23 protein-coding genes and 3 tRNA genes are annotated in these 25,102 nt (G+C 66.8%); 13 read left to right on the top strand and 13 right to left on the bottom strand.

Going from position 1 to position 25,102, the window contains the following annotated elements:
* Positions 1-60: 60 nt before the first annotated feature.
* Positions 61-2,667, bottom strand: coding sequence for a DNA mismatch repair protein MutS (mutS, locus tag ACORQU_RS00980; RefSeq protein WP_491642845.1), 2,607 nt, complete (start codon positions 2,665-2,667; stop codon positions 61-63).
* Positions 2,668-2,791: 124 nt separating this feature from the next.
* Positions 2,792-5,077 (bottom strand): glycoside hydrolase family 3 N-terminal domain-containing protein, encoded by a 2,286-nt coding sequence (locus ACORQU_RS00975; RefSeq protein ID WP_491642844.1) that lies wholly within the window; start codon positions 5,075-5,077, stop codon positions 2,792-2,794.
* A 179-nt stretch (positions 5,078-5,256) separates the two neighbouring features.
* Here ACORQU_RS00975 and ACORQU_RS00970 point away from each other — a divergent pair, with 179 nt between their 5' ends.
* On the top strand, positions 5,257-5,745 hold the full coding sequence (locus ACORQU_RS00970; protein WP_491642843.1) for a CinA family protein: 489 nt from the start codon (positions 5,257-5,259) through the stop codon (positions 5,743-5,745).
* 18 nt (positions 5,746-5,763) lie between these two features.
* On the opposite strand, the gene ACORQU_RS00965 is transcribed toward ACORQU_RS00970, so the two are convergent.
* Both ACORQU_RS00965 and ACORQU_RS00960 read right to left on the bottom strand, forming a co-directional pair.
* Positions 5,764-5,970, bottom strand: coding sequence for a helix-turn-helix domain-containing protein (locus tag ACORQU_RS00965; RefSeq protein WP_491642842.1), 207 nt, complete (start codon positions 5,968-5,970; stop codon positions 5,764-5,766).
* Complete coding sequence (locus ACORQU_RS00960; RefSeq protein WP_491642841.1) at positions 5,970-6,518, bottom strand: hypothetical protein; 549 nt, start codon at positions 6,516-6,518, stop codon at positions 5,970-5,972. Before ACORQU_RS00960 ends, ACORQU_RS00965 begins: the two co-directional genes overlap by 1 nt.
* A 238-nt stretch (positions 6,519-6,756) precedes the next feature.
* On the opposite strand from ACORQU_RS00960, the gene lexA reads away from it, so the two are divergent.
* The 6 genes from lexA to ACORQU_RS00930 all read left to right on the top strand — a co-directional run bounded on the left by lexA (position 6,757) and on the right by ACORQU_RS00930 (position 12,549).
* Positions 6,757-7,401: a transcriptional repressor LexA gene (gene lexA, locus ACORQU_RS00955; RefSeq protein ID WP_491642839.1), complete on the top strand. Its 645-nt coding sequence runs from the start codon at positions 6,757-6,759 to the stop codon at positions 7,399-7,401.
* A gap of 169 nt (positions 7,402-7,570) precedes the next feature.
* Entirely contained in the window at positions 7,571-8,605 is a 1,035-nt protein-coding gene (gene recA, locus ACORQU_RS00950; protein ID WP_491642838.1) for a recombinase RecA, read from the top strand.
* A 166-nt stretch (positions 8,606-8,771) separates the two neighbouring features.
* Positions 8,772-9,260, top strand: coding sequence for a regulatory protein RecX (locus ACORQU_RS00945; RefSeq protein ID WP_491645190.1), 489 nt, complete (start codon positions 8,772-8,774; stop codon positions 9,258-9,260).
* A 114-nt stretch (positions 9,261-9,374) separates the two neighbouring features.
* On the top strand, positions 9,375-12,026 hold the full coding sequence (alaS, locus tag ACORQU_RS00940) for an alanine--tRNA ligase (RefSeq protein ID WP_491642837.1): 2,652 nt from the start codon (positions 9,375-9,377) through the stop codon (positions 12,024-12,026).
* A gap of 143 nt (positions 12,027-12,169) precedes the next feature.
* The gene (gene csrA / locus ACORQU_RS00935) at positions 12,170-12,379 is read left to right on the top strand and encodes a carbon storage regulator CsrA (protein ID WP_271645245.1); all 210 of its coding nucleotides are present in this window, start codon (positions 12,170-12,172) and stop codon (positions 12,377-12,379) included.
* Between the two features lie 77 nt (positions 12,380-12,456).
* A tRNA-Ser gene (locus ACORQU_RS00930) sits at positions 12,457-12,549 on the top strand.
* A gap of 271 nt (positions 12,550-12,820) precedes the next feature.
* Here ACORQU_RS00930 and ACORQU_RS00925 read toward each other — a convergent pair.
* The 7 genes from ACORQU_RS00925 to ACORQU_RS00895 all read right to left on the bottom strand — a co-directional run bounded on the left by ACORQU_RS00925 (position 12,821) and on the right by ACORQU_RS00895 (position 19,125).
* Positions 12,821-12,897: transfer RNA gene (locus ACORQU_RS00925), tRNA-Arg, on the bottom strand.
* A gap of 123 nt (positions 12,898-13,020) precedes the next feature.
* Positions 13,021-14,028, bottom strand: coding sequence for an NAD-dependent epimerase (locus ACORQU_RS00920; protein ID WP_491642835.1), 1,008 nt, complete (start codon positions 14,026-14,028; stop codon positions 13,021-13,023).
* A 34-nt stretch (positions 14,029-14,062) separates the two neighbouring features.
* Positions 14,063-15,349 (bottom strand): nucleotide sugar dehydrogenase, encoded by a 1,287-nt coding sequence (locus tag ACORQU_RS00915; protein WP_491642834.1) that lies wholly within the window; start codon positions 15,347-15,349, stop codon positions 14,063-14,065.
* Positions 15,350-15,424: 75 nt separating this feature from the next.
* Positions 15,425-16,273: an alpha/beta hydrolase family protein gene (locus ACORQU_RS00910; protein ID WP_491642833.1), complete on the bottom strand. Its 849-nt coding sequence runs from the start codon at positions 16,271-16,273 to the stop codon at positions 15,425-15,427.
* 52 nt (positions 16,274-16,325) lie between these two features.
* Entirely contained in the window at positions 16,326-17,729 is a 1,404-nt protein-coding gene (locus ACORQU_RS00905; protein ID WP_271645249.1) for a PhoH family protein, read from the bottom strand.
* 82 nt (positions 17,730-17,811) lie between these two features.
* Positions 17,812-18,294 carry a peroxiredoxin gene (locus tag ACORQU_RS00900; protein ID WP_491642832.1) on the bottom strand — a complete coding sequence of 161 codons (483 nt, stop codon included), beginning with the start codon at positions 18,292-18,294 and terminating at the stop codon, positions 17,812-17,814.
* Positions 18,295-18,564: 270 nt separating this feature from the next.
* Positions 18,565-19,125, bottom strand: a complete 561-nt coding sequence (locus ACORQU_RS00895) for a glycine cleavage system transcriptional repressor (RefSeq protein WP_271645251.1) — start codon at positions 19,123-19,125, stop codon at positions 18,565-18,567.
* Between the two features lie 150 nt (positions 19,126-19,275).
* Between ACORQU_RS00895 and dapA the strand changes: the two genes are divergently transcribed.
* Positions 19,276-20,184, top strand: a complete 909-nt coding sequence (gene dapA, locus ACORQU_RS00890) for a 4-hydroxy-tetrahydrodipicolinate synthase (RefSeq protein ID WP_491642831.1) — start codon at positions 19,276-19,278, stop codon at positions 20,182-20,184.
* A 20-nt stretch (positions 20,185-20,204) separates the two neighbouring features.
* Positions 20,205-20,714: a hypothetical protein gene (locus ACORQU_RS00885; RefSeq protein WP_491642830.1), complete on the top strand. Its 510-nt coding sequence runs from the start codon at positions 20,205-20,207 to the stop codon at positions 20,712-20,714.
* A gap of 133 nt (positions 20,715-20,847) precedes the next feature.
* On the opposite strand, the gene fdxA is transcribed toward ACORQU_RS00885, so the two are convergent.
* Positions 20,848-21,171, bottom strand: a complete 324-nt coding sequence (fdxA, locus tag ACORQU_RS00880; protein WP_271645254.1) for a ferredoxin FdxA — start codon at positions 21,169-21,171, stop codon at positions 20,848-20,850.
* Between the two features lie 140 nt (positions 21,172-21,311).
* A tRNA-Glu gene (locus tag ACORQU_RS00875) sits at positions 21,312-21,386 on the bottom strand.
* A 41-nt stretch (positions 21,387-21,427) separates the two neighbouring features.
* Here ACORQU_RS00875 and pcnB point away from each other — a divergent pair.
* The 4 genes from pcnB to panC are packed head-to-tail and all read left to right on the top strand — an operon-like array spanning position 21,428 to position 25,027.
* Positions 21,428-22,819 (top strand): polynucleotide adenylyltransferase PcnB, encoded by a 1,392-nt coding sequence (gene pcnB, locus ACORQU_RS00870; RefSeq protein ID WP_491642829.1) that lies wholly within the window; start codon positions 21,428-21,430, stop codon positions 22,817-22,819.
* Complete coding sequence (gene folK / locus ACORQU_RS00865) at positions 22,816-23,307, top strand: 2-amino-4-hydroxy-6-hydroxymethyldihydropteridine diphosphokinase (RefSeq protein ID WP_491642828.1); 492 nt, start codon at positions 22,816-22,818, stop codon at positions 23,305-23,307. Before pcnB ends, folK begins: the two co-directional genes overlap by 4 nt.
* Positions 23,308-23,324: 17 nt before the next feature.
* On the top strand, positions 23,325-24,137 hold the full coding sequence (panB, locus tag ACORQU_RS00860) for a 3-methyl-2-oxobutanoate hydroxymethyltransferase (RefSeq protein ID WP_271645256.1): 813 nt from the start codon (positions 23,325-23,327) through the stop codon (positions 24,135-24,137).
* 47 nt (positions 24,138-24,184) lie between these two features.
* Positions 24,185-25,027: a pantoate--beta-alanine ligase gene (gene panC / locus ACORQU_RS00855; RefSeq protein ID WP_491642827.1), complete on the top strand. Its 843-nt coding sequence runs from the start codon at positions 24,185-24,187 to the stop codon at positions 25,025-25,027.
* Positions 25,028-25,102: the final 75 nt, after the last annotated feature.

Below are 25,102 nucleotides of genomic sequence, written 5' to 3'. Positions count from 1 at the left end.
TGGGCCTTCAGCGGAAAGCGCCATCGCCAGCGTGCTGGCTCCCACGGGACCTGTGTCGCGTTACAGCAGCGCCTTGAGGCGATACAGCGCCTCGAGCGCCTGCTTGGGAGTCAGCTCGTCGGGATCCAGCGCCGCTAGTGCGTCCTGCGCCGCCGAGGGCGCAGGCGCGAACAGGCCGAACTGCTGTGGCGCATCCAATGCGGTGGGCGCCATGGTCGAGGCCTGGGTGTCGCTGCCACGCTGTTCAAGCTCGGCCAGGCGACGGCGTGCCTGGGCCAGGGTGGTGCGCGGCAGGCCGGCCAGGGCGGCCACCTGCAGGCCGAAACTGCGGTTGGCCGCGCCATCCTTCACCGCATGCATGAACACCAGCGACTCGCCGTGCTCGACGGCATCCAGGTGCACATTCGCAATCCCGCTGGGGCCGCCTTCGACGGTCTCGCCGGCCAGCGCCGTCAGCTCGAAGTAGTGCGTGGCGAAGAGCGTGTAACACCGGTTGGCGTGGGCCAGGTGGCGGGCGACGGCGTCGGCCAGGGCCAGACCGTCGTAGGTTGAGGTGCCGCGACCGATCTCGTCCATCAGTACCAGCGATTCGCGCGTGGCGTGATGCAGGATGTAGCTGGTCTCGGCCATTTCCACCATGAAGGTGGATTGGCCCTTGGCCAAATCGTCGCCAGCACCGATACGGGTGAGGATGCGGTCGATCGGGCCGATCTGTGCGCGTGAGGCGGGCACGAAACTGCCGATATGCGCCAGCAGCACGATCAGCGCATTCTGGCGCATGTAGGTCGACTTGCCGCCCATGTTGGGGCCGGTGATGACCAGCATGCGGCGTGCCTCGGCGGTATCACTGCCGTCTAAGCGCAGGTCGTTGGGTTCGAACGGTTCGCTGCGCACGGCCTCGACCACCGGATGGCGGCCGCGTTCGATCACCAGGCACGGCGCATCGGACAACGCCGGACGCGTCCAGTCCAGCGCCTGGGCGCGCTCGGCGAAGGCGCACAGCACGTCCAGCTCGCTCAAGGCCAGGGCGCAGCGCTTGAGCGGCTCGATCACTTCGTTGAGCGCGTCCAGCAGCTGCTCGTACAGCACGCGTTCGCGCGACAGGGCGCGCTCGCGTGCCGACAGCACCTTGTCCTCGAAGGCCTTGAGCTCCTCGGTGATGTAGCGCTCGGCATTGGTCAGGGTCTGCCGACGCGTGTAATGCACCGGCGCCTTGTCCGATTGGCCCTTGCTGATCTCGATGTAATAGCCGTGGACGCGGTTGTAGCCCACTTTCAGCGTGGCGATGCCGCTGGTCTCGCGCTCGCGGGTCTCCAGGTCGATCAGGAATTGGTCGGCGTTGGTGGACAGCTGGCGCAGCTCGTCCAGTTCGGCATCGAAGCCGGCGGCGATCACCCCGCCATCGGTGAGCTTGAGCGGCGGCTGTTCGGCCACGCCGGTGACCAGCAGATGCGCGGTGGCGTCGTGCTCGCCCATGGCCGCGGCCAGCGCGCCCAGGCGCGGCGAATCCAGCGGCCCCAGCAGCTCGCGCAGGCGCGGCAGCAGGGCCAGGCTGTTGCGCAGCGTGGACAGGTCGCGCGGGCGCGCCGAGCGCAGCGCCACGCGGGTGAGGATGCGTTCGACATCGCCGAAGGCGCGGAAGGCGTCGCGCAGGTCCGCCTCGGTACCGCGGTCGATCAGCGTCTCCACCGCGTGGTGACGTTGGTGCAGCACGCGGCGGTCGCGCAGCGGGCGATGCAGCCAGCGGCGCAGCAGGCGTCCGCCCATCGGGGTGACCGTGCTGTCCAGGATGCCGAGCAGGGTGTGGCGGGTGTCGCCGTCCACGCGTGTGTCCAGCTCCAGGTGGCGGCGCGTGGCCGCGTTCATCGCGATGGCCTCGCCCGAGGACTCGAACGCGATCGCGGTCAGGTGCGGCAGCTGCGATTTCTGGGTTTCCTCTACATAGCCCAGCAGCGCGCCGGCGGCGGCGATGGCCTGTGGCTTGTCCTCGATGCCAAAGCCGGTCAGGTCATGCAGCCTGAAGAACTGTAGGAGCTGGCGACGGCCACTGTCGGCATCGAACAACCACGGCGCGCGGCGACGCGCACCGGTGCGCGTGGCCAGGAAGGTCGGCCAGCCTTCTTCGTCGGGGACTAGCAGTTCGGCCGGCTCCAGGCGGGCCAGTTCGGCTTCCAGTGCGTCGTCGCTGTCGACTTCGTTGACCAGGAAGCGCCCGCCGGCTAGGTCGGCCCACGCCAGTCCATACCCGGATTTGCCGCGCGAAAGCGCCATCAGCAGCGTGTCGCGGCGCTCGTTGAGCAGGGCCTCGTCGGTCACCGTGCCGGGGGTGACGATGCGCACCACCTTGCGTTCGACCAAGCCCTTGGCCAGCGCCGGGTCGCCGATCTGCTCGCAGATCGCCACCGATTCGCCCAGCGCCACCAGCCGCGCCAGATAGCCTTCGTAGGCATGCACCGGCACGCCGGCCATCGGGATCGGCGCGCCGCCGGAGCTGCCGCGCTGGGTCAGAGTGATGTCCAGCAGCCGCGCGGCCTTGCGCGCGTCGTCGTAGAACAGCTCGTAGAAGTCCCCCATGCGGAAGAACAGCAGCAGGTCCGGGTACTCGGACTTGGCTGCGAAGAACTGCTTCATCAGCGGGGTGTGTTCGGGCGACGCGGTCTTGGACATCGGAGCGCAGGGGGGAAGTGACCGCAGATTGTAAAACGTGCGCCGCCGCATCCGGGGTGTCATGCCCCGGATGCGGCGGTCGGCGACATGCGCGGCCCGCCGCGCCGCGGGCCTGCGCGCTGGATCAGGCCAGCAGTTCGAAGGTGGCGTGCAGGCCGTCTATTTCGGCCGAGGGCGCGACCCACAGGTCGAAGACACCCGGTTCCACCGTCGGCTTGAGGTCCTGGCCGATGAACAGCAGATCCTCGCGGCGCAGGGTGAACCGCACTTCGGCGCTGCCACCGGCGGCGATGGCGACCTTGCGGAAATCCTTCAGCTCCTGGATCGGGCGGGTGATGCTGGCCGCGCGGTCATGTACGTAGAGCTGCACGACCTCCTCGGCCGGGCGGTCGCCGCGGTTATGCACGGTGGCGCGCACTTCCAGCGTGCCGGCGGCCTGAAGCTTGCCATCGCCGATGTCCAGCGCGCCGTATTCGATACGCCCGTAGGTCAGGCCGTGGCCGAAGGGGAACAGCGCCGAATTAGGGATGGTCGTGTAGTGGGTCTTGAACGCCGTCAGCGCTTCGGGCTTGGGATCGGGGCGGCCGGTGATCTTGTGATCGTAGTAGTACGGCACCTGGCCCGGCTCGCGCGGGAAACTGACCGGCAAGCGCCCGGAAGGTCCGGTCCTGCCGAACAGGACGTCAGCCAGCCCCGCACCCGAGGATGAGCCGAGGAACCAGGCGACCAGGATGGCCTTGGTCTTGGGCACCACCGTGTCCAGGGCCAGTGCGCGCCCGTTGCTGAGCACGACCACCACCGGCTTGCCCGTGGCCGCCACCGCGTCCAGCAGGTCCAGTTGCACCTTGGGAATGGTGATGGAGGTGTGCGAGTGCGCCTCGCCCGAATCGTCGCGGGACTCGCCGATGGCCATCACGACGACATCGGACGCACGGGCCGCCTCGACGGCGGCCTGGATGCCGCCAGCCAGCGCGGTGGCATAGCCGCTGCCGGCCACCAAGCGCAGCAGCGAGGCATCGGCCATCGCGCTCTTCATGCCCTGGGCCAGATCGCTGCCCGAGTCGTCACCGTTGAACAGGGTCCACGGGCCCTTGGTGCTGTCCCAGTCCTGCGCCACCGGGCCGATCAGGGCGATGCGCTGGCCGCTGGAGCGCAGCGGCAGGATGTCGTCGTCGTTCTTCAGCAGCACTACGGACTTGCGCGCGGCTTCGCGCGCGAGCTCGAGCGTTTCGGGCAGGCGCTGACGCGAAGGCGCCTGTGGCTTGATCCGGCGGAACGGATCATCGAACAGGCCCAGCTGCGCCTTGAGCTGCAGCACGCGCCGCACCGAGCGGTCGATCACCGCCATCGGGACCTCACCGCGCTTGACCAGGTCCGGCAGGTGCTTCAGGTACAGGCCGCTCTGCATGCTCATGTCCACCCCGGCCAGGATCGCCAGCCGGGTGGCGTCGCGCCCGTCGCGGGCGAAGCCATGGGCGATCAGTTCCTCATCGCCGGTGTAGTCGGACACCACCACGCCGCTGAAGTCCCACTCGCCGCGCAGCACATCGTCCAGCAGCCATTTGTTGGCCGTGGCCGGGATGCCGGAGATCTCGTTGAACGAGGCCATGGTGGTCATCGCACCGGCATCGAAACCGGCCTGGAACGGCGGGAAGTAGGTCTGCCGCAGGACGCGCTCGGATACGTCGGTGGCGTTGTAGTCCAGGCCGCCCTCGGCCGCGCCATAGGCGCAGAAATGTTTCGGACAGGCGACCACGGCCTCCGGATCGTCCAGGCCCTTGTCGCCCTGGAAGCCGCGCACGCGTGCCTGGGCCATGCGTCGTCCCAGCAGGACGTCCTCGCCAGCGCCCTCCACGCCGCGGCCCCAGCGCGCATCACGGGCGATATCCACCATCGGCGCGAACGTCCAGTCGATGCCCACGGCCGAGGCCTCCATCGCCGCCGCGCGCGCGGTGCGCTGGGCTAGGTCCGGCTCGAAGCTGGCCGATTCGCCCAGCGGCACCGGGAACACCGTGGTGAAGCCGTGGATCACGTCCGCGGCGAACAGCATCGGAATCTTCAGCCGGCTCCGCGTGGCGGCCTTCTGCAGGCGCTCGTGGTAGAGCACGTTGGAGCTGTTGAACACGCCGGTCAGCTGGCCGGCTTTGGCCGCCGCGATCTGCGCGGTCACCGCGCCGGTGGCGGTCACCGGATTGGCCGCCGCCGCCGCGCCGTTCTGCATGGCCGCCGCGAACAGGGTCAACTGGCCGGCCTTCTCCTCCAGGGTCATCTTGCCGATGAGGTCTTCGATGAAGGCTGGCGCCTTGGTCGGGGTGCGCCCGAGCGCGAAGCCCATCGGAACCTGCGACAGCAGGGTGGCCGCGCCCGTGGCCACCAGCAACTGGCGGCGCGTGATGCCTGATCGTGTCATGCCGTTTCCCTTCCCAAAATGGCGAATCGATAGTGCCGTCTTGTCGCGGCAGGGGCGTCAATGTAACCGATTACATCGATCACCCATGCTGCACTGCGGGAAGGCCTCCGAGGATGCGTCAGCCGAGGCGAATGGACGCGATCTGGGATACTTCACGGACCTCCACGCCTTGGCGCGCCATGTCTCCCACCGATTCCCAACTCGAACAGCTGGCCGTTTCCGTTGGTCAGCACCTGCGCGCGGGCCACGACATGCTGGTCACCGCCGAAAGCTGCACCGGCGGCTGGATTGCCAAGGCCATGACCGACATCGCCGGCTCCTCGGCGTTCTTCGACTGCGGCATGGCCGCCTACAGCTACGAGGCCAAGCAGGCGCTGCTGGGCGTGCGCCCGCAGACGCTGGAGACCTTCGGCGCGGTCAGCCGCGAGACGGTGATCGAGATGGTGTCCGGCGCCCTGGTCAATTCCGGCGCCAGTGTGGCCGTGGCCGTCACCGGCATCGCCGGCCCGGGCGGGGGCAGCCCGGATAAACCAGTCGGCATGGTGTGGATCGGCTGGAAGCGCCGCGGCGGCTACGCCCGCGCCGAGGTCTACCAGTTCGACGGCGACCGCGACGCGGTGCGCCGGCAGACGGTGGCGGCTGCACTGGATGGTGTGCGGGAGCTCTGAGACACAAAGGCAAGCTCGTCAATCCGGCCGGAACTCAAGGAGATCACCCGGCTGGCACGCCAAGACCCGGCAGATGGCTTCAAGTGTGCCAAAGCGAACACCCTTTACATGGCCCTGTTTGAGGAGCGACAGGTTGGTCTCGCTCAATCCGATCGCTTTGGCAAGGTCTCTCGACCTCATCTCGCGTCGCGCCAACATGACATCGAGCTTGACGATGATCGGCATCAGATGAACTGATCATTTTCAGCGCGGAGCGCTACGGCTTCTTCCGCCACGCCTCGCAAAATCTTGATGGCGACCAACAAAAGCGCTCCCGCATAAAAGGCGAGCCAATTGAATGTTGGGTTCAGTGCAAAGCCGATGTCGCCTGATGCGGGGCCTGGCTCGAACTTGAGGCACCAGATGAGTGTTATTAAGACACAGCTCCAGTTGAGCGACATCAGTGAGCGAGCTGTTGGCTCGCCTAGCGGAGCCGGGCCTGAGAGACGCTTACCGAGTCGGCGGAGCGCCTCAAGGAATCCGATCGCGGCCAGAAGCTGAACAAATCCGTGCATGTTGTATGGCGCGTACTGCCCAAACACGTAGGCGTCTCCAAAAAAAGCCAAAAAAGATCTGCCAACCACAGGCTTTTCGACTAAATACAAGGTCAGCGGGATGCTGACCAAAGCGATCCCTGCACCAATCTGTCCACAGATGGCAAGCCAGGAAAGGCGGCGCCCGTTGAGACGTAAATTACTTGCATCAATGCGGTAGCCCGATGCTTCCATGATCATGAACCGCTCCTTAGCTAAGCCGGAGGCATCGAATGCATCGCACGGTAGGCGATCTTGGGTGCTTCGCACGGCTGAACGCCGCCAGCCGAGGCGCACGATGCGATGTGTAGTACGCGCCTCGACGTTTTGGAAAAACCTTAGGACGGCCGCGCGCTGAAATTATCGTAAAACGTAAAATTCCGCACGGGGAGCTTGTAGCCAATTGCCGGCGGGCAAATTTAGTAGTATTACTACACGTATGAATCTGACGCCGACCCAGCAGAGCATCCTTAGCTTCATCGCCGAACGGCTCGAGGCCGAAGGCATGCCGCCGTCGCAGACGGAGATCGCCCGTGCGCTGGGCTTCAAGGGCGTGCGGGCCGCGCAGTACCACCTGGAAGCGCTGGAGGCCGCAGGCGCCATCGAGCGGATTCCGGGCCGGGCACGTGGCATCCGCCTGCTGCGGGCGCCGCAACCGGCGCAGGCAGCGATGGCCTTCGCGCCGGCCAATGAGGAATCCGCCCTGCGCCTGCCGGTGCTGGGCCGGGTGGCGGCCGGTGCGCCGATCGGCGCCGATGCCGACCACCACGACTACGTGGTGCTGGACCGGGTGTTCTTTTCGCCTTCGCCGGACTACCTACTTAAGGTCAAGGGCGACTCGATGCGCGACGAAGGCATCTTCGAGGGCGACCTGATCGGCGTGCACCGCACCCGCGATGCACGTAGTGGCCAGATCGTGGTGGCCCGCATCGATGAGGAAATCACCGTCAAGCTGTTGAAGATCGGGCGCGATGCCATCCGCCTGCTGCCGCGCAATCCGGACTATTCGCCCATCGAGGTGAGGCCGGACCAGGAGTTCGCCATCGAAGGCCTGTATTGCGGGCTGGTCAGGCCCAACCGGTGAGTGCGCGCCGCAGACAGGAGTTTTCCCACAACGCGTGTCGGCGTTGTCCGCTGCCGCCGATGGGCCTGGCGCAATAAGTTTCGATGCGAGACGGCCGGTCTCAACCCGTGCGATGGCCGCCCCGTAGATTGCTTCCCAACAGATTTCCACCCCTTTGAGGACACTGACAATGGACGAGAACAAGAAGCGCGCCCTGGCCGCGGCCCTGACCCAGATCGAGCGCCAGTTCGGCAAGGGCTCGGTGATGCGCATGGGCGACCGCGTGATCGAGGCGACCGAGGTGATCCCGACCGGTTCGCTGATGCTGGACATCGCCCTGGGGATCGGTGGCCTGCCCAAGGGCCGTGTGGTGGAAATCTATGGGCCGGAATCGTCGGGCAAGACGACCTTGACCCTGCAGGCCATCGCCCAGTGCCAGAAGCAGGGCGGCACGGCGGCCTTCATTGACGCCGAGCACGCGCTGGATCCGATCTACGCCGGCAAGCTGGGCGTGAACGTCGACGACCTGCTGCTGTCCCAGCCCGATACCGGCGAGCAGGCGCTGGAAATCGCCGACATGCTGGTGCGCTCGGGTTCGGTGGACATCGTGGTCATCGACTCGGTCGCCGCGCTGACCCCGAAGGCCGAGATCGAGGGCGAGATGGGCGACCAGTTGCCCGGTCTGCAGGCCCGCCTGATGAGCCAGGCGCTGCGTAAGCTGACCGGCAACATCAAGCGCTCCAACACCTTGGTGGTCTTCATCAACCAGCTGCGCATGAAGATCGGCGTGATGATGCCGGGCCAGAGCCCGGAAACCACCACCGGCGGCAATGCCCTGAAGTTCTACGCCTCGGTGCGCCTGGACATTCGCCGCATCGGTGCGATCAAGAAGGGGGACGAGATCATCGGCAACCAGACCCGCATCAAGGTGGTCAAGAACAAGATGGCCCCTCCGTTCAAGCAGGTCGTCACCGAGATCCTCTACGGCGAGGGCATCAGCCGCGAAGGCGAGCTGATCGACATGGGCGTGGAGGCCAAGATCGTCGACAAGGCTGGCGCCTGGTACAGCTACGGCTCCGAGCGCATCGGCCAAGGCAAGGACAACTCGCGCACCTATCTGCGCGAAAACCCCGAAGTGGCGGCCAAGCTGGAAGCCGAGCTGCGCCAGAAGTTCGAGCCCGCCGAAGTCGCCGGCCGCGAAAACGACGAAGGTGATGACGACTGAGTTCATCGGTTCCATGCGGGCCGGCGCCGCTGTCAGTGGCGGTGCCGGCCTGCATGGGGCGATGTTGGATCAGGGCAGGGGCGTCGTTCCGGGCGCCCTTGTCCGTTTCAGCGCGCATCCGGCATGAGCATCATCACAAGCAGAGGTCTGCATGGATGAGGAGCATCTGTCAGTATCACAGGCGCGCGGCAAAGGCCGTCGGCGCCGCCCCGAGCCGACTCCGGTACAGCGCGCCCTGGCGCTGCTGGTGCGGCGCGAGCATTCGCGCAAGGAGTTGATCCGCAAGCTGGTTGCCCGCGGGGTCAGCAGCGAGGACGCTGCCGCCGCGCTGGACCGCCTAGCCGGCGAGGGCTGGCAGGACGACGACCGTTTCGCTGAATCCCTGGTCCGCACCCGCGTGGCGTCCGGCTATGGGCCGCGTTATATCGAGGTCGAGCTGGAAACCCATGGGCTCGGCAGCGCCCAGGTCGCACGGGCCCTGGCGACCTTCGAGGGCGATTGGCGGGCGCTGGCCGCCGATCTGGTCGCGCGGCGCTTCGGGGCCGAGCGGCTGGAAGACCTGGCGGCCCAGCGCAAGGCTGCTGATCTGCTGCTGCGGCGCGGCTTCGATGGCGATGCGGTCCGGGCGGTCTTGCGCGGCTTGCCGGAGGACTGAGCCCCTGGGCTTTGCTACCCTTGGTGGTTCAAGGTTGTCCGGGACAGGCTGCATCCGCATGTAAAGGGGATCGCGGCCTGTTTTGCCAGCCGCTCGCCCAACGCAAGCTCCCACATGACCGCGCCTACCTTCAGCAGCAACCAGGTCCGCCAGGACTTCCTCGATTTCTTCCGTGACAAGGGCCATACCATCGTGCCCTCGGCGCCGCTGGTGCCGGGCAACGATCCGACCCTGTTGTTCACCAATTCCGGCATGGTCCAGTTCAAGGACACCTTCCTGGGGGCGGAGAAGCGCAGCTACGTGCGCGCGGCCGATGTCCAGCGCTGCCTGCGGGCCGGCGGCAAGCACAACGACCTGGACCAGGTGGGCTACACCGCCCGGCACCACACCTTCTTCGAGATGCTGGGCAACTGGTCGTTCGGCGACTATTTCAAGAAGGAAGCGATCAGCTGGGCCTGGGAACTGTTGACCCAGGTCTGGAAGCTGCCGGCCGAGCGCCTGCTGGTCACCGTCTACCACGACGACGACGAAGCCTATGGCTACTGGCGCGACATGATCGGCGTGCCGGCCGAGCGCATCGTGCGCATCGGTGACAACAAGGGCGCGCCCTACGCATCGGACAATTTCTGGCAGATGGCCGACACCGGCCCCTGCGGCCCCTGCACCGAGATCTTCTATGACCACGGGCCGGAGATCCCGGGTGGCCCGCCGGGATCGCCCGAAGAAGATGGCGACCGGTTCATCGAGATCTGGAACTTGGTGTTCATGCAGTTCGACCGTCAGCCTGACGGCACCCTGGTCCCGCTGCCGGCGCCGTGTGTGGATACCGGGATGGGCCTGGAGCGCCTGGTGGCCGTGCTGCAGCACGTGCATAGCAACTATGAAATCGACCTGTTCCAGACGTTGATCAAGGAAGTGGCACGCCTGACCGGCACGGCCGATCTGGAAAACAAGTCGCTACGGGTGATCGCCGACCACATCCGGGCCTGCTCGTTCCTAATCGTCGACGGCGTGCTGCCTTCCAACGAGGGACGCGGCTACGTGCTGCGCCGGATCATCCGCCGCGCCTTGCGTCATGGCTGGATGCTGGGGGTGCGCGAGCCGTTCTTCAGCAAGCTGGTGCCGACCCTGGTGTCCCTGATGGGTGGGGCCTATCCCGAACTGGCCGAACAACAGGTGCTCGTCGAGCGGGCCCTTGGGGCCGAGGAGGAGCGTTTCGCCGAGACCCTGGACGCCGGGATGCGCATCTTCGAGGACATCGTCGCCAACACCCAGGGCGTCACGATCGCGGGTGAAGAGGCATTCCGCCTGTACGACACCTATGGCTTCCCCGTGGATCTCACCGCCGACATCGCCCGCGAGCGCGGCCTGCAGGTGGACATGGGTGGGTTCGATGCGGCGATGGAGCAGCAGCGGCAGACCGCGCGGGCCGCGGGCAAGTTCTCCGGTGGCACCGCACTGCCGGCCGATCTGGTGGCACAGCTGGCACCGACCGAGTTTCTGGGATATGACGCCTTGGAGGCCGAGGACCTGAAGGCGGTCGCGCTGCTCCTTGACGGCCGCCCGGTCCAGCGACTCGAGGCGGGCCAGGAGGGCATCGTGCTGTTGGACAAGACGCCGTTCTACGCCGAGTCCGGCGGACAGGTCGGCGATACCGGCGTACTGACCCCCTCCGGCGGGCGCTTCCAGGTGTCCGACACCCTGAAACTCGCCGGCCAGTTCCACGGTCATCTCGGTGTGCTGGAGCAGGGCACGCTCTCGGTCGGCGACATCGTGTCTGGTCATGCCGACGTCGCACGCCGGAGTGCCACCATCCTCAACCACTCGGCCACGCATCTGCTGCACGCGGCGCTGCGGGCCCTGTTGGGCACACATGTGCAACAGAAGGGCTCGCTGGTCGCGCCGGATCGTCTGCGCTTTGATTTCTCGCATTTCCAGCCGGTCTCGGCGGAAGAGTTGGCCGAGGTCGAGCGCCGGGTGAACGCGGAGATCCGTGCCAACCATGCGGCCGAGATCCGGCACATGGCCATGCAGGAGGCGCTGGATTTCGGGGCCATGGCGCTGTTTGGCGAAAAATACGGCGAGCACGTCCGCGTGCTGCGCATGGGCGATACGTCCACCGAGCTGTGCGGCGGGACGCACGTGCAGCGCACCGGGGACATCGGCCTGTTCAAGATCGTCAGTGAAAGCGGCGTTTCGGCTGGCGTGCGGCGCATCGAGGCGGTGACCGGGCAGGGCGCGCTGGATCATGTCGCGGCTGAAGAGCGGCGCCTGGCCGAGGCGGCGCATGTCGTCGGTGGCAGTCCCGCCGAGCTGGTCGAAAAGCTCAAGCAGCTGACCGAGCGACAGAAAAAGCTAGAACGTGAGCTGGAAAGCCTGAAAGCCAAGGCGGCCAGTGGTGCCACCGCGGACCTGGCCGGGCAGGCCAAGGTCATCGAGGGCATCAAGGTGCTTGCCGCGCGCCTGGAGGGCTTCGATGCCAAGGCGCTGCGCGAGGCGATCGACCGGCTCAAGCAACAACTCGGCGACGCGGTCATCCTCCTGGCTGGGACTAGCGGCGGCAAGGTGGCGCTGGTGGCGGGCGTGAATGGTAGTGCAATGGGCCGGGTCAAGGCCGGGGAACTGCTGGGTCACGTGGCTGGTCAGATCGGGGGCAAGGGCGGCGGTCGCCCGGACCTGGCCCAGGGTGGTGGCGAGGACGGGCCCGCCCTTGCATCTGCCCTGGAGGGGGTCGAAGGTTGGGTCACCCAACGGCTTGTCGTCTGAATCACAGTGTTTGTCTCTTGCGGCTGGACGTGTCCGGCCGCTACCATGTTTCACGTCTATGAACTTATTTGGGAGTGTTCCGGCTGCGACGGGGGCCGAACACCTCTACCGGCCTTACGCTAGCCGGACTACGGAGAATTGAAATGTTGATTTTGACCCGCCGTGTCGGCGAAACCCTGATGATCGGCGATTCGGTCTCGGTGACCGTTCTTGGCGTCAAGGGGAATCAGGTGCGCATCGGCATCACGGCGCCCAAGGATGTCGCGGTTCATCGCGAAGAGATCTATCAGCGTATCCAGCGCGGCGAAGATGCTGGTGCGGCCACCGAGGCAGAAAGCAGTTCCTCGAACTGACGATTTAGTTTGCCGTTCGCGCGTTCAGCCGGTATCCTTGCTGGCCGTCGCGCAGCGGTCAGGCGCAACGTTTGTCCGGAGTGATGCCCGAGTGGCCGAAGGGGCTCCCCTGCTAAGGGAGTATAGGGTCAAAAGCTCTATCGAGGGTTCGAATCCCTCTCACTCCGCCAATTGAAAGAACCCGCCTTGAAGGCGGGTTTTTTTGTGCCTGTTGCTCATGTTCATCCGCCGCGCGCTTCTTCAGGACGCGGATCTGCATGGATCGATCTGTATGGATCGGGCGTGGAAGTGCGCGTCTGAAAACCCCCTGTTGCCTGCCGCGTTCTCGCGACGACGGCGCCGGCGGTACGCGTACGCTGCGCACGCGAGGGCAGGCAGTGTGAGGGGAGAGGAGACAACAAAAAAGCCGGCACGTTGGCTGGCTTTTTCGCGTTCTTCGCTTGGTGCGCCCGGAGAGATTCGAACTCCCGACCGCCTGGTTCGTAGCCAGGTACTCTATCCAGCTGAGCTACGGGCGCGCTGCGAAGGAGCGAGATTATTCGTGTTTCGCGCTTTCGCGTCAACACCTTTTCCCGATTTTTTTGCGTTCGCCCCGGCACGATCCTGGGATCGGAACCGATGCGCCGTGCGCGTCGTGGCGGTCACACGTCGTAGTAGTCGCGGTACCACGCGACGAAGCGCGCAATCCCGGTTTCCACGGGTGTCGAGGGGGCGTAGCCCACATCCCGCTGCAGTGCCGACACGTCGGCGAAGGTGTCAGGGACATCGCCTGGCTGCAGGGGCAACAGGCGTCGCTCGGCCTTGCGCCCGAGCGCGCGTTCGAGCACCCCGATGTACTCCAGCAGCTGCACCGGCGCGTTGTTGCCGATGTTGTAGACGCGGTAGGGCGCATCGGAAGTTGCAGGATTGGGTTGCATGGCGTCGTACAGCGGATCCGGTCCGGGCACGTGGTCCAGCGTGCGGATCACGCCCTCGACGATATCGTCGATGTAGGTGAAGTCGCGTGTGTGCTGCCCGTTGTTGAACAGGTCGATGGGCTCGCCGGCGAGGATCTTGCGGGTGAACTGGAACAGCGCCATGTCCGGCCGTCCCCAGGGGCCATAGACGGTGAAAAAGCGCAGGCCCGTGGTCGGCAACCGGTAGAGATGACTGTAGGTATGGGCCATCAGCTCGTTGGCCTTCTTGCTGGCCGCATACAGGCTCAACGGATGGTCCACGCTGTCCTCCACGGCGAAAGGCAACTTGCGGTTGCCACCGTAGACCGAACTGGAGGAGGCGTAGACCAGGTGCTCCACGCTGCGATGCCGGCACGCCTCCAGGATGTTCATGAAGCCCACCAGATTGCTCTGCACGTAGGCGTGGGGGTTCTGCAGCGAGTAACGCACGCCCGCCTGTGCGGCCAGGTTGACCACGCGCTGCGGCTCGAAGCCGGCGAAGGCCGCGTCGAGCGCATCGCGGTCTTCCAGCGCGCCACGGACAAAGGAAAAGCCGTCATGCGCGTGCAGGCGCTGCAGGCGTGCGTCCTTCAGCGTGGGATCGTAGTAGTCGTTGAGGTTGTCATAGCCCAGCACGGTGTCGCCACGCTCGAGCAGGTGCTCGCTGAGGCGTGCGCCAATGAAACCGGCGGCGCCGGTCACCAGGATCTTCATGGGAGTTCTCGGATCGGATTGGGGATGAGGGGCTTCACAGACGGCCATCCACGTCGTTTTGGGGCAACAGGCGCTGCACGTCGAACACCACGCCGCCCGGGCGCGTGAAGGCACGCACGCCGGTGCCGCCGAGCGCGGCGAACTGTTGGTGGGCCACCGCGAGGATGACGGCATCGTAGTGGCCGTGCGCCGGCGCCTGGACCAAGGACAGTGCGTATTCGCGCGCCGCTTCGGCGGGGTCCGCCCATGGGTCGTGCACGTCGACCTGGACGTTGTACTGCCGCAGTTCGTGCACGATATCGACCACGCGGGTGTTGCGCAGATCCGGGCAGTTCTGCTTGAAGGTCAAGCCCAGCACGAGCACGCGTGCGCCTGCGATGGGGTTGTTGCGTTGGGCCAGCAGTTTGATCGTGCGCTGGGCCACGTGCGCGCCCATGCCATCGTTGATCCTGCGTCCGGCCAGGATCACCTCCGGGTGGTGGCCGACCTGCTGGGCCTTGTGGGTCAGGTAGTAGGGGTCCACGCCGATGCAGTGCCCGCCGACCAGCCCAGGCTTGAAGCCAAGGAAATTCCACTTGGTCGCGGCCGCTGCGAGGACCTCGCCGGTATCGATTCCCAGACGATGGAAGAGCAGGGCCAGCTCGTTGACCAGGGCGATGTTGACGTCGCGCTGGGTGTTCTCGATCACCTTGGCAGCCTCGGCGACCCGGATGCTGGGCGCGCAGTGGGTGCCGGCGTGGATGATGCGTCGATACAGCGCGTCGACCCGGGCGGCGGCTTGCGGGGTCGAGCCGGAGGTGACCTTCACGATGGTTTCCAGGCGATGGGCCTTGTCGCCAGGATTGATGCGTTCCGGGCTGTAGCCGGCGTGGAAGTCACGGTTGAACACCAGGCCGGATTCGGCCTCGATGAGCGGGACGCAGACTTCCTCGGTCGCCCCTGGATAGACAGTGGATTCGAAGATCACCAGGCCGCCGGGGGGCAGCGCGCGTCCTACCGTGCGGCTGGCCGACTCGAGTGCGGTCAGGTCTGGCCGCTTGTAGGCGTCGACGGGGGTCGGCACGGTGACGATGAAGACCTCGCAACCGGCGAGGTCCGCAGGGTCATCGGTAAAGCGTAGCTGGGCCTCGCGCAGCTGCTCGGGTGCGATCTCGCGGGTCTGGTCGTGGTGGGCCTGCAGTTCGGCCACGCGCTTGTGCTGGATGTCGAAGCCCACCGTTGGGCCGAGTCGACCAAACGCCACGGCCAGAGGAAGGCCCACGTAACCCAGCCCGATGACGGCGATGGGCGGCGATGGGCGGGCGGCTTCGGGCATGGGCATGAGGTCCGATCGGTTGGAGCGGGAATCTGTCCGCCTAGGATCGCATCGCGGCCAAGCCGGTGCGATGCCTGCTGCTCAATCCAGGGGATGGGCCAGATGCTGCACGACGGCTTGGGGATGGCGCATCCAGGCAAAGTGATCGGCGCGAGTGCCGAGCGAGGCGGCGTCCAGGACGGTGGTGGAGACCGAAGGTGAAGCGAATCGATCCACCAGTCCCGCCAGCGAGGCCGGCGGTGCGAACCAGTCCTGCGCCAGCAAGACACCTGTCACCGGAAGGGCCAGGCGGGCCATCGCCGCCTCCAGGTCCTGCGACAGACCGCGCGCGGCGTAGCGCCCCGACAGGCCCACGCGCGTCCAGTCATCGATCAGGCCGCGCGCCTCGTTGCCACCGAATCCGATGCGCCGACCGGGTAAGGCGCCGTTGCGCCGCGAGAGCCAGGCCATGAAGCGATAGGCGGCGGGCAGCAGCCAGCCGCGTGGCGCCGAAAAACGTGGCCAGTGCGGCGTCCCGCTGGCGACCAGCCACAGGCCTGCGTAGCGGGCCGGGTGCAGGGCTGCGTAACAGCACGCCAGCTGGCCGCCCAGGCTGTGCCCGCCGATCAGCTGGCGCGGGCCCTGGAGAGCGTTGCGCATCGCCGCCTCGCTGGCTGGCAGGTCCAGCGCCAGCCATTCGCGGTAGCCCCAATTGGTGGTGCGCGAAGCGCGCAGCGAACTGGTGCCATGGCCGCGTGCCTCATGCAGGAAGACCGCGATGCCCTGTGCGCTGAGCGCCTCGGCGAGCGGCAGGTAGTGCCGCGCGGCCACGCCCATGGCCGGCAGCCACAGCAGGCTGGCGCGCGGACGCTCCGGAACCCTGTGGAGCAGCGTCCAGGTGTGTCCGTCTTCCGCGCGGACTGCGATGCCGTCGGTGGCTGCCTCGCTCATGGTGTCGGTCAGGGTGGGCGCGCCGCGGTGCCCGGCGTGCCCACCGTACGGCTCACAGCACTTCGGAGGCGTAGTCGGCCAGGCGCGAGCGCTCGCCGCGGCGCAGGGTGATGTGCGCGCTGTGCGCCCAGCCCTTGAAGCGATCCACCGCGTAGGTCAGGCCCGAGGTGGTCTCGGTCAGGTACGGGGTGTCGATCTGCTCCACATTGCCCAGGCACACGATCTTGGTACCGGGGCCGGCGCGGGTGATCAGCGTCTTCATCTGCTTGGGGGTGAGGTTCTGCGCCTCGTCCAGGATCAGGTAGCGCGAGAGGAAGGTGCGGCCGCGCATGAAGTTCATCGAACGGATCTTGATGCGCGAGGCCAGCAGGTCGTTGGTCGCCTGGCGGCCCCAGGCCCCGCCTTCCTGGTTGTGGGTGAGCACTTCCAGGTTGTCGGTCAGTGCGCCCATCCACGGGGTCATCTTCTCTTCTTCGGTGCCGGGCAGGAAGCCGATGTCCTCGCCCACGCTGACCGTGGCGCGGGTCATGATGATCTCGCGGTAGCGCTGCTGGTCCATGGTCTGGGCCAGGCCGGCAGCCAGGGCGAGCAGGGTCTTGCCGGTGCCGGCGGTGCCCAGCAGGCTGACGAAGTCGATTTCCGGATCCATCAGCGCGTTGAGCGCGAAGTTCTGCTCGCGATTGCGTGCGCTGATGCCCCACACGGCATGCTGACCGCTGCGGAAATCGTCCACCAGGGTCAGCGTCGCCTTGCCATCGGCATTGACCTTGGCCACGCGCAGTTCGACCTCGTCATCGCCGGGCAGGTAGAGGTACTGGTTGGGATGCCAGTCCTCCTCATCGGCCATGCTGACCTCGTAGCTGGTGCGGCCGCTCTTGTCGCTCCAGGATTTCAGGTCGCCCTGGTGGCGGTGCCAGAAGTCTTCCGGCAGCGCGGTGGCGCCGGTGTAGAGCAGGGCGAAGTCGTCCAGCGCGCGATCGTTCTCGTAGTCCTCGGCGACGATCCCGCTGATCGAGGCCTTGATCCGCAGGTTGATGTCCTTGGACACCAGGATGACCGGCGTGCCCGGGTGCTCCTCGTGCAGCTGCAGCACGGCGGCCAGGATCTTGTTGTCCGGCGCGATGGCGCCAAAGGTGCGGCCGGGGTCGACCGGCTTGAGCTGGAAGTGCAGCTGGCCGATCTGGCCGGGCTGGCGCAGGTTCAGGCCCTTGGGATGCAGCAGGGTGATGCCCAGCTGGATGCGCTCGGCATCTGCGCCGACGATCAGTTCATTGAGGAAGCGGCTGACTTGGCGCGCATTGCGGCTGACCTCGGACATGCCCTTCTTGGCATTGTCCAGTTCCTCGATCACCTGCATGGGCAGGAACACATCGTGTTCCTCGAACTTGAACAGCGCGGTCGGGTCGTGCATCAGCACGTTGGTGTCCAGCACGTAGATGCGCTTGCTTCGTGTCATCGGCATTTCCTGGTGGGCGGACAGCAGCAGACCACCACGACCCGCATGGCGGGGTGGTGGGCGTAAAGACAAGCAGGGAAAGTCACTGGGACTGGGCGGCCTTGAGTGCGTCGAGCACGGCCTGGGCGTGGCCGGCGACCTTGACCTTGCGCCATTGGGCGGCAATGCGCGCATCGGGCGAGATCAGGAACGTGCTGCGCTCGATGCCCAGCACCTGACGCCCGTACATGTTCTTTTCCTTGATCACATCGAAGGCCTTGCACAGGGCCTCGTCGGCATCGCTGATCAGCGGGAAGTTGAAGCCCTGCTTGGCGCAGAAGTTGTCGTGCGACTTCACCGAATCGCGCGAGACGCCGAACACCTTCGCGTCCAGCGCCTCGAACTGCGGCAGCAGCGCGTTGAAGTCGAGGCCCTCGGTGGTGCAGCCCGGCGTGCTGTCCTTCGGATAGAAGTACAGCACCAGCCAGTGGCCGGCGTGCTCGGCGAGGGTCGTGGAGGCGCCGCCGGACAGGGCGAGCGGCAGTTTCAGGGTGGACTTCGGAAGTGCTTTGGCGGTCGCCGTCATCTTAGAGCGTGCCTTGTACTTTGAGGTGAGTGCGAAGCGGCCTGGGGCGTGTCGAGACAAGGCGTGCGCTGCCGCCCAGGCTGGCCGCCTGGGCAAAGCGCGCAACGCAGGATCGGCGCGCCCCAGGCCGCTTCCCTTCGGGTTGGCCGTCAGCGGCACGGAACCGGCGCCGCGTGGCTTGCCTTGGCCACCAGCCAAGGCTGCGCCGCGCGACACCGGCTCCGCGTCGCTGACAACCAACGCATCTCATCTCAAAGTGCATGGCACGCTCTAAAACTTCATCGGGTCCATGATCGCGTCCAGGTTCAGATGGTCGCAGAATTCCAGGAAGTCGTCGCGCAGCGCGGCGATGTGCATGTTGGCCGGCACGCCGATGGTGACCTGGGCCGAGAACATCTCCGCACCGGTCTGCATCGCGCGATAGCGCGTGGACTGCAGGTTTTCGATGGTGATGCCCTGGCGGTCGAAGAAATCGGCCAGTTGGAACAGGATGCCGGGCTTGTCGGCGGCCACCACTTCGACGATGTAGGGCAGCAGGTTGGACTGCACGACCTTGGCGCCGGTGCGGTACCAGACCAGCTTCAGGCCTTCCTCGCGCTCCAGTCGGGTCAGCATCGCCTCCAGCTTGGCCACCGAATCCCAGGAGCCGGTGGCCAGCGCGGTCACCGAGACATCCCGTCCGACCGTGGACAGGCGGGCATCGACCAGGTTGCAGCCGGAATCGGCAATCCGACGCGTCACACCCAGCAGGGGCGACTCCGGATGCGTCGTGTAGGCGTTGATCAGGAGGTGATTTTCGTTCGGCGAGGGCCGGGGCGTGGAGTCGGTCAAAAGTGGCTTCCGGCGTTACAGCGAGTCTGAATGGCCCCGGGACGGGGCCTGCACAGCGCGGCCAGCATACTTGCCCGTCCTTTCGCGCCGCAAGTAACATCGCTGCCGAGCGCGGCGTTCCGTGCGTATCACTCCTTACAGGCGAAGCGCTTGTCCCTTTCCGGCTGCATCACCGCCCTGGCCACGCCGTTCGATGGCCGTGGCGATCTCGATCTGGACGCTTGGCGTGCACTGCTCGACCGGCAGGTGCGCGGCGGCATCCAAGGCGTGGTCGTGGCGGGTTCGACCGGCGAAGCCGCGGCGCTGTCCGATGAGGAATATGTCGCCTTGATCAGCGCGGCGGTCGCGCATCTTGCCGGCGCCATGCCGGTCCTGGCCGGCACCGGTCAGATGAACACGGCCAAGACCATTGCGCAGACCCGCCTGGCCGCCAGCGCGGGAGCCGACTACGCCCTGGTGGTGACACCGCCCTACGTGCGCGCGCCGCAAGCCGGGCTCGAGGCGCACTATCGCGCCGTGGCCGAGCAGGGCGGGCTTCCGGTGGTGCTCTACAACGTGCCAGGCCGCACCGGCTGCGACCTGTTGCCGACGACCGTCGCGGCACTGGCCGCGCACCCGCGGATCGTGGGCATCAAGGAATCGCGGACCGAGCCGGACCGGCTGCAGGCGCTGCTGGCGCTGCGGCGGCGTGACTTCTGTGTGTTGTCCGGCGACGATGGCACCGCCGGGCAGGCGCTGCTGGCCGGTGCCGATGGCCTGATCTCGGTCGGTGCCAATGCCCTGCCATCGGCCTATCGGCACCTGTGCGAGCTGGCGCGCCGCGGCGAGGCAAGCGCGACGCAATCCTGGGACGCGCAGCTTGCCGAGTTCCATGCGTTCTTCGGAATCGAATCCAATCCCATCCCGGTCAAGGCGCTGCTGCAGCGTCAGGGCGTGGGGCAGGGGCTGCGGCTGCCGCTGCTGCCGCTGTCGGAGACCCATGCCGGGCTGGCCGACCGCCTGGCCGAGCGCGCGATCGCGCTCGAAGCACAATCCAGCCGCGAACCACTCGCGGCCTGACTTCAAACGGAGAGTCATCCATGCGTTTTTCCCGCGTTTCGCGTTCCCTCATGCCTGCCCTGCTGGCGATCTCCATCGTCGGTCTGTCCGGCTGTCACTGGTTCCACAAGGGGCCCAAGGGCGACTACGCGCTGAGCGAGCAGGAGCGTCCGCTGGAAGTGCCGCCGGACCTCAATGTCCCCAACACCGCCGGTGCCATGCAGGTGCCGACCGTGGCGACCGGCGCCAGCCAGCAGGCCGGCGCGTCTGCGGCCAACACCTCCGGATTCAATGTCTCCGGCAGCCGCGACGAGGTCTTCGCCAAGGTGGGCGATGCCCTGGGTACCGTCGATGGCCTGACCATCGCCAGCCGTGCGCAGCTGCTGGGCAGCTATGACGTGTCCTACCAGGGCGCCAGCTTCCTGGTGCGCGTGGCCGCCATCACCTCGGGCACCTACGTGTCGGCAGTGGATCCGCGTGGCCTGCCGGCGACCGGTCCGGAAGCGACCCGCCTGATGGCCGAGCTGAAGAACCGCCTAGCCGGCAACTGATCCCGCCCGGCCGGCTCGATCGAGGCGGCGGCGGGCAGGAAAAAACAAAGGCGCCCTGCGGGGCGCCTTTGTCGTGTCAGAGGGTTGGAGTGGCGACCTCGGTGCCTGCCGCCCGCGGCAACAAGGCGTCGGCTCAGCGCTCCAGCAGGGGCAGCTTGTCCGGCTTGCCTTCCCACTCGGCCGCGTCGGGCAGCCCGTCCTTGCGCACCGTGATCACCGGCCAGGCGCGCGACAGCTCGGCGTTGAGGGCCACAAACCCCTCCTGCCCGGCGGGCACGTCATCCTCGGGGTAGATGGCATTGATCGGGCACTCCGGCTCGCACAGCGTGCAGTCGATGCACTCGTCCGGGTCGATCACCAGGAAGTTGGGGCCTTCGTGGAAACAGTCGACCGGGCACACCTCCACGCAGTCGGTGTACTTGCACTTGATGCAGTTCTCGGTGACGACGAAGGGCATGGCGATGATCCGGTCGAACGTGGAGATGGCTGGCGATTCTATAGGAACCGCCCCGGCGGGACGTAGCGCAGTCGAAGCAAGCGCCAAACGAAAAAACCCGGCATTGGCCGGGTCTGATCGGGTCCAGGCAACATCACGGTTGGCGCTCCCTAGGGGACTCGAACCCCTGTTTTAGCCTTGAGAGGGCCACGTCCTAACCACTAGACGAAGGGAGCGTTTGGGCCGTGACGGCTTAGCTGGTTAGTATATTCATAGCTTGTGCTCCCGGCAATCGGGTCAGCCGCCAAAAAACTTAACGGAAGCCGCAATCATCACCTCCGAACTCCAGCCCACCGTCATCCCGCGCGAGGCCCATACGATCTCGCGCCGGGATATCAGTCCCAACGCTCTGCGTGTGCTCTATCGGCTGCGCGATGCCGGCTTCTCGGCCTACCTGGTCGGCGGTGCCGTGCGCGACCTGCTGGTCGGCCAGCACCCGAAGGACTTCGACGTGGCCACCGACGCCACGCCCGAGCAGGTCAAGCAACAGTTCCGCAACTGTCGCCTGATCGGCCGTCGCTTCCGCCTGGCGCACGTCGTGTTCGGGCGCGAGATCATCGAAGTAGCGACTTTCCGCGCCAACAGCGACGACGGCAGTGGCGACCGCGAACTGCACGAAGACGGCCGCCTGCTGCGCGACAACGTCTACGGCAGCATCGAGGACGACGCGCTGCGCCGCGACTTCACCGCCAACGCCCTGTATTACGCCATCGAGGATTTCTCGGTGCGCGATTACTGCGGGGGCTTCGAAGACGTGCAGGCGCGGCGCATGAAGCTCATCGGCGACCCCGAGCAGCGTTATCGCGAGGACCCGGTGCGCATGCTCCGTGCGGTGCGCCTGGCCGCCAAGCTCGGCTTCACGATCGATGGCCCGAGTGCGGATCCGATCCCCGAGTTGGCGCCGTTGCTGGCCGAGGCCGCGCCGGCGCGGTTGTTCGAGGAGGTCCTCAAGCTGTTCCTCTCCGGGCACGCGGTGGCCAGCTTCGAAGGTCTCGAGCGCACCGGCCTGTTGACGGTGCTGCTGCCCGAGAGCGCCGCCGCACTCAAGTCCAACCGCAGTGGCGCGTTGCGCCGCATGGTGTTGCAGGGCCTGGCCGGCACCGACGCGCGGGTAGCCAATGAGGAGCCAGTGTCGCCTGCGTTCCTGTTCGCCTTGCTGCTGTGGCCGGCGTACTGCAGGGCGCTGATCGGTCTGCAGGCGCAGGGCACCCATCCGGAAGAGGCCGCGCGCCGCGCCGCCGACCGGGTCACCTTGCACCAGTTGAACACCATTGCCTTGCCCAGGCGCTTCTCGTTGCCGATGCAGGAGATCTGGTTGCTGCAGTCGCGCTTCGGCCAGCGCCAGCGCAAGCGGGTCACGCGCCTGCTGACCCATCCGCGCTTCCGCGCCGCGTTCGACTTCCTGGTGCTGCGCCAGTCGGCTTCGCCCGAACACGCCGCCGACGTTGAATTCTGGACCCAGGCGCAGAGCCAGACTCACGAAGAGTTGTCTGCAGCGCTGGGCCTGGAGCCGGCAGGGGACGGTTACGAGGATGAGGACGCGCCGCCGTCCAAGCGTCGCCGCCGTCGCAGGCGCCGCAGTGGGGCGGCGGGCGCCAGCGGGGAATGAGCGCAGCGGTCACCGCCTGCATCGGGCTGGGGGCAAATCTGGGCGATGCGGCGGCCACGCTGCGCGCCGCGTTCGATGCCATCGCCGAACTGGCGGGCACCAGGCTGGTCGCCGCCTCGCCGCTGTACGTGACCCCGGCGTGGGGCCTGGAGGACCAGCCGGATTTCGTGAACGCCGCCGCCCGCGTGGAGACTGCGCTGGCGCCTGGCGCATTGCTGGAAGCACTGCTGGAGATCGAACGTCGCTTCGGCCGTGACCGCAGCCGCGAGCAGCGCTGGGGGCCGCGCACGCTGGATCTGGATCTGCTGCTCTACGGTGATGCGGTCATTGACCTGCCCGGCCTGCAGGTGCCGCATCCGCGCCTGCACGAGCGAGCGTTCGCCCTGGTGCCGCTGGCCGATGTCGCGCCCGAGCTGCATATCGCCGGCCATGGCCCGGTGCAGGAAGCTGCATTTCGCGTCGAGCGGGGCGCCATCGCCGCCTTATGAGTGGATAATGCGTACCGATGAGTACGCACGCCGACAGCAAGCCCTGGACCGTTCCCGCCCTGCGCCAGGCCAAACAGGCCGGGCAGAAGCTGGTGATGTTGACCTGCTATGACTATGGCTTCGCCAGGACGCTCGATGCCGCCGGCGTGGACCTGGTCCTGATCGGCGATTCCCTTGGCATGGTGGTGCAGGGGCACGATTCCACCTTGCCGGTCACCATCGAGGACATGGTCTATCACACGCGCATCGTGTCCCGCGGGCTGGAGCGCGCGCTGCTGGTGTCCGACCTGTCCTTCCAGTCCGATGCCACCCCCGCGCTTGCGCTGGACGCGGCCACGCGCCTGCTGCAGGCCGGTGCGGAGATGGTCAAGCTGGAGGGCGCCGGCCACAAGCTGGAGGTCATCCGGTTCCTGAGCGAACGCGATATCCCGGTGTGCTCGCACCTGGGGCTGACCCCGCAGTCGGTGCTGTCCTTCGGCGGCTACCGCGTCCAGGGACGCGAAGAGGCGGCCGCTGAAAAGCTGCTGGCCGACGCGATCGCCGTGGCCGAGGCGGGCGCCAGCCTGCTGGTGCTCGAGTGCGTCCCGTCCACCCTGGCCGCGCGGATCACCGCCGCCGTCGAGATCCCGACCATCGGCATCGGCGCCGGGGTCCAGTGCGATGGACAGGTCTTGGTGCTGCACGACCTGCTCGGCCTGGAGATGGGCCACCGCCGGCCGAAGTTCGTCAAGGATTTCCTGGCAGAAGGCGGCTCGGTCGCCGGCGCCGTGCGTGCCTATGCCGACGCGGTGCGCGGCGGCGCATTCCCCGATGCCGCGCACGCGTATTGAGCCGACGCGCGACCTTTCACGATTCAACACGCGCGGGTAGGGCGCACATGATCGAAACCATTACCGAACTGGAAGCCTTGCGCGTGCGCGTGGCCGGCTGGAAGCGGCAGGGTCTCAAGGTTGGCTTCGTGCCGACCATGGGCAACCTGCATGCCGGGCACTACTCGCTGATCATGCTGGCGCGTCAGTACGCAGACCGCGTGGTGTCCAGCGTCTTCGTCAATCCGACCCAGTTCGGCCCCAACGAGGACTACCTGCGCTATCCACGCACGCTGGAAAGCGACACCACCGGCCTGGAGGGCGCTGGGTGCGACGTGCTTTGGTTGCCCACGGTCGAGTCCATGTATCCGTTCGGCATCGACTTGGCGGCCAAGGTCCATGTGCCTGGTGTGAGCAGCGTGCTGGAGGGCGAGTGCCGCCCCGGGCATTTCGACGGCGTCTGCACGGTGGTGAGCCGGCTGTTCAACCAGGTGACGCCCGATCTTGCCGCCTTCGGCAAGAAGGACTACCAGCAGTTGGCGGTGATCCGGCAGATGGTCACCGACCTGGCGTTTCCCATCGAGATCCTCGGCGGCGGCATCGTGCGCGAGGCCGATGGCCTGGCGATGAGCTCGCGCAACCAGTACCTGTCGGCTGACGAGCGCCCGCGGGCCGCGGAGATCCGCCGGGTGCTGCAGGACATGCGGGACGGCGTGGTCGCCGGCGCGCCGCGCCTGCAGGTCGAACAGGCCGCCGCCGCGCGCCTGGCCGGTGCCGGCTACGGGGTCGACTACACCGTGGTGCGTCGCCCCGATCTGACCGAACCGGTCGATGGCCAGGACGGCCCGCGGGTCGCCCTGATCGCCGCGCGGCTGGGCACCACGCGCTTGATCGACAACCTGGAATTCTGAAGCGCCATGCCCTGCACGACGGGGTAGGGCCCGCGCTGCTAGACTCGCCGCCCTGTTTTCCTGCCGTTGTCCAAG

This window comes from Pseudoxanthomonas sp. JC1303 (assembly GCF_058448525.1).
Note: the sequence above shows the minus strand (reverse complement) of the source record. Positions and strands in the feature narration are given on the sequence as shown.